4 protein-coding genes are annotated in these 3,623 nt (G+C 68.6%); all 4 read left to right on the forward strand.

Translation table 11 applies throughout. The features are described from left to right. Window positions 1–303: 303 nt before the first annotated feature. The 4 genes from VF665_RS15485 to VF665_RS15500 all read left to right on the forward strand — a co-directional run bounded on the left by VF665_RS15485 (window position 304) and on the right by VF665_RS15500 (window position 3,242). Window positions 304–1,416, forward strand: coding sequence for a PilT/PilU family type 4a pilus ATPase (locus tag VF665_RS15485; RefSeq protein ID WP_331054340.1), 1,113 nt, complete (start codon window positions 304–306; stop codon window positions 1,414–1,416). A 525-nt stretch (window positions 1,417–1,941) separates the two neighbouring features. Further along, window positions 1,942–2,160, forward strand: coding sequence for a hypothetical protein (locus tag VF665_RS15490; RefSeq protein WP_331054341.1), 219 nt, complete (start codon window positions 1,942–1,944; stop codon window positions 2,158–2,160). 110 nt (window positions 2,161–2,270) lie between these two features. Beyond that, a complete protein-coding gene (locus VF665_RS15495) occupies window positions 2,271–2,738 on the forward strand; it encodes a hypothetical protein (protein WP_331054342.1) in 468 nt (155 codons plus the stop codon). 30 nt (window positions 2,739–2,768) lie between these two features. Further along, complete coding sequence (locus VF665_RS15500) at window positions 2,769–3,242, forward strand: peroxiredoxin (protein WP_331054343.1); 474 nt, start codon at window positions 2,769–2,771, stop codon at window positions 3,240–3,242. Window positions 3,243–3,623 lie beyond the last annotated feature (381 nt).

The following is a 3,623-nucleotide window of genomic DNA, read 5'->3' on the forward strand; positions in this document are numbered from 1 at the left end:
TGGCCTCGCGCTCGGCGGGGAGTGTGAAGGATGCTGCCTGCGTGCTGTCGGCGGTCATTGTGCGTGCGGCGGATGGAAAGCGTTGGGGCCGTGCGGGCTGCGCGAGTATACCCGATGCGCCGCACCCCTGCAACGACTGCACCGGCCCGCGGGTGCACGGGGCAGACAAATGGACCAAAGATGCTATATTCCAGCGCCTCGCGGGCGCATCCGTCCGCCGCACCCGGAGCGGTAGCCCATCGCCCGCTCCGTTCCCCACCGGCATTCCTCGAGCACGGCTCGCAGCAACTTCGCAGGAACTCAATGGAACAGATCATTCGTGGCGCCGTGGAGCGCGGCGCCAGTGACATCCACATCCGCGGCGGCGACGTGATCCGCGCGCGGATCGGCGGCAAGCTGCTTCCGCTCACCAAGCAGAAGCTGTCGCCGGAGCAGGCGCGCGCCTTCGTCCTCACCATCATCTCCCCCACGCTGCGGGAGAAGGTGGACGTGATCCAGGACCACGACTGTTCCTGGGGCGTGCACGGCGTCGGCCGCTTTCGCGTGAACGTCATGCGGCAGCGCGGCAGCTTTGTGGTCGTGCTGCGCGTGATTCCGTACCAGATCCCCACGCTGGACGAGTTGGGCCTGCCCCCCGTCGCCAAGAAGATCGCGCTGGCGGAGCGCGGGCTGGTGCTGGTGACGGGCGTGACGGGAAGCGGAAAGAGCAGCACCATGGCGGGCATGCTGCAGCACCTGAACCAGCACGAGCACCGCCACATCGTCACGCTGGAAGACCCCATCGAGTTTCTGCACCACGACAACCTCTGCGCCGTAAGCCAGCGCGAGATCGGCTCCGACACCGACAGCTTTCACCGCGGGCTGCGGGCGGCGCTGCGGCAGGACCCCGACGTGATCCAGATCGGCGAAATGCGCGATTCGGAAACCATCGACATCGCGCTCAAGGCGGCGGAAACGGGGCACCTGGTCATCAGCACCGTGCACACCAAGGACGCCACCAACACCGTGGCGCGCCTGATCAGCGCCTTTCCGCCGGAGGAGCAGGAGACGGTGCGCTACCGTCTGGCCGACGCGCTGCACGCGGTGATCTCGCAGCGCCTGCTGGCCCGCAAGGACCGCAAGGGGCGCGCGCTGGCGGCGGAGGTGATGGTGATGACGAGCACCATCCGCGACTGCGTGATTGATCCCGACAAGACGTCGGAGATCCGCGACCACATCGCGGCGGGGCGCGACACATACGGCATGCAGACCTTTGACCAGCACCTGGCCGACCTGGTGGCCAGCGGCGCGGTGGAGTTCGGCGTGGCGCGCGCGGCGGCCACCAACCCGGGCGACTTTGACCTCAAGGCGCGCCTGAGCGAGCCGGCCGGCGCGTCCGGCGGGGCCATGGACGGCTTCATGCCCGGCGGCTTCTGACGCGCGTTCCCGTGATGCGCGTGTTCGGCCGGCGCTGCTGAACTGCCCTCACGCGGAGGACGCGGAGCTACGGCGACGGCGGCACGGCACGATCGACAGGAACGAGGAGATGCCCGGCCCGGGTGTCTCCTCGTTCGCGTTCTGACCCGGGCGATCAGCCCCGGCAATCGTACTCCAGTCTGTTCCGGGGGAGGGTGGGTAAGGAATGCGAACCCCGGCGGGGGCCGCCGTGAACTTTCCGAAGCACAACGCGCCATCGGCCCCGTGCAGGCAGCTGGTCCCGTCGACGGTCCGGAGGACGATCCGCCGCTGCGGCGAAGCGGGTTGCTCCGCCCCGCAGACCACATTTCGTGCTGCCGATGCGCCAACGTGGACACCCGGCCGGCTTCGCGGGGGTGGGTTGCGGATGGGTCCATCTACCCATGCCGGAGATTTTCTGGTGCGCGATACTGTAGCACCAAGTCGCGGGGCAACCCGCGGATCACGAAATCCTGGCCTGACCACTGACGCGCCCACGTTGCCGATATGAACGAGACCGAACGCACTGAACACGCCCTCTCCGTCGCCCAGCGGATCGAGCAGGAGTTCATGGTCCGTCTCACCACCTTCATGCGCACCTCGGTGCCGCTGGAGGAGATGGACCGCGTGCAGGCCGAGCACGACCTGCGCAACGGCATCATCCGCCCCGCCCGCAAGACGGGCCTCGGCTCCGGCAACGGCCACGTGTCGCGCCGCGCCGCCTGACCGCTGTCCCGGCGGATGAACGTCGACGCCCGGCAGGCCGTCCGCCCGCGGACGGCTTGCCGGGCGTTCGGCCGCGTGGCATCTTGGGCGGCCACCCAAGGAGGACGCGCATGACGGAACCCAATCGCACCCGCGACCCTGACGGCCGCTTCAGCCTGGAAATTCCGGCCGGATGGTCCGCCGAGCCCGACGAAGACCAGGGCGGACTGGAGATCTGGCGCGAGGACGGCATCGGCACCCTGCACCTGATCTCGTTCGAGGGCGACGAGGACTTTGCCGACCCCGCCGAAGAGCTCTACGCCTTTCTGGAAGAAGACGGCGTGGAGATCGCCGAGGAAGACGTGGAGGACCTGGAGATCGCGGAGGGCGAGCTGTCCATCTGCGAATACGAGTCGCAGGACGAGGACGACGACGGCGAGGCGGAGGAGACCACCTTCTGGATGCAGGGCGTGGCCACCGCGCCGGGCGTCCTGGTGTTCGCCACCTACATCTGCCCCGCCGGCGAGCAGGAAGCCGAGCGCGAAACCGTGCGCCAGGCGCTCCGCACCCTTCGCCTCGCCGCGCCGGCGAACGACTGACCCTTCTCACCCACACGAGGGAATCCGTACATGCCGCTTCAGCAGGGAGACCGCGCGCCCGACGTCACGCTGGTGTCCAGCGAACTCACGCAGCTGCCGCTGTCCGCCGAATGGGCGCAGGGGCCCGTGGTGCTGCTGTTCTTTCCGCTCGCCTTTACCAGCACGTGCACCGAGGAGCTGTGCACCATGCGGGACGACATCGGGTCGTACAGCGGCCTGAACGCCCGCGTGATCGCGACGAGCGTGGACAGCCCGTGGGTGCTGGACCGCTTCAAGAAGGACCTGGGCGCCGACTACCAGTTCGCCTCGGACTTCAACCGCGACGCGGCCAAGGCGTTCGGCGTGCTGCGCGAGGGGCCGCTGGGCCCGGGGCTGCTGAACGCGTCGGACCGCGCGGCGTTCGTCATCAACACCGACGGCACCATCCGGTACGCCTGGCACAGCACCAACCCCGGCCTGCTCCCCCCGTTCGACGAGATCAAGCAGGCGCTCTCGCAGAACTGAGCGGGCGGGGCAGAGCGCAGGTGCGACGGGCCGCCGCGGCCCTCACCCCTCGTACTGCGCACCACCACCCTCTCCCACGAACGAATGTGAGAGAGGAGCACACCCCGGATCTGCGCGGAAGTACGCGCAGTTGAAGCCCCGAACGTGGACGCGCCAGCGGCCACGGGTCGGGGCTTCCCGCTTTCCGAGCGGCGGATTCATCCGCTCAGGGAGGCGCGGCGACACGGCTGGTGATGAGGATCGAACGGGAGCGCATCATCGTTCCCCCGAACGCGGACGAGGCCGGCACTGGAATCCAGTGCCGGCCTCCTCTTCATTCATCCACCCGGACGTTCAGCGGGCGGATTCCAGGATGCCGCGCATTTCGTCGGGCGAGAAGTG

The organism is Longimicrobium sp. (genome assembly GCF_036387355.1).
Lineage (GTDB): Bacteria > Gemmatimonadota > Gemmatimonadetes > Longimicrobiales > Longimicrobiaceae > Longimicrobium.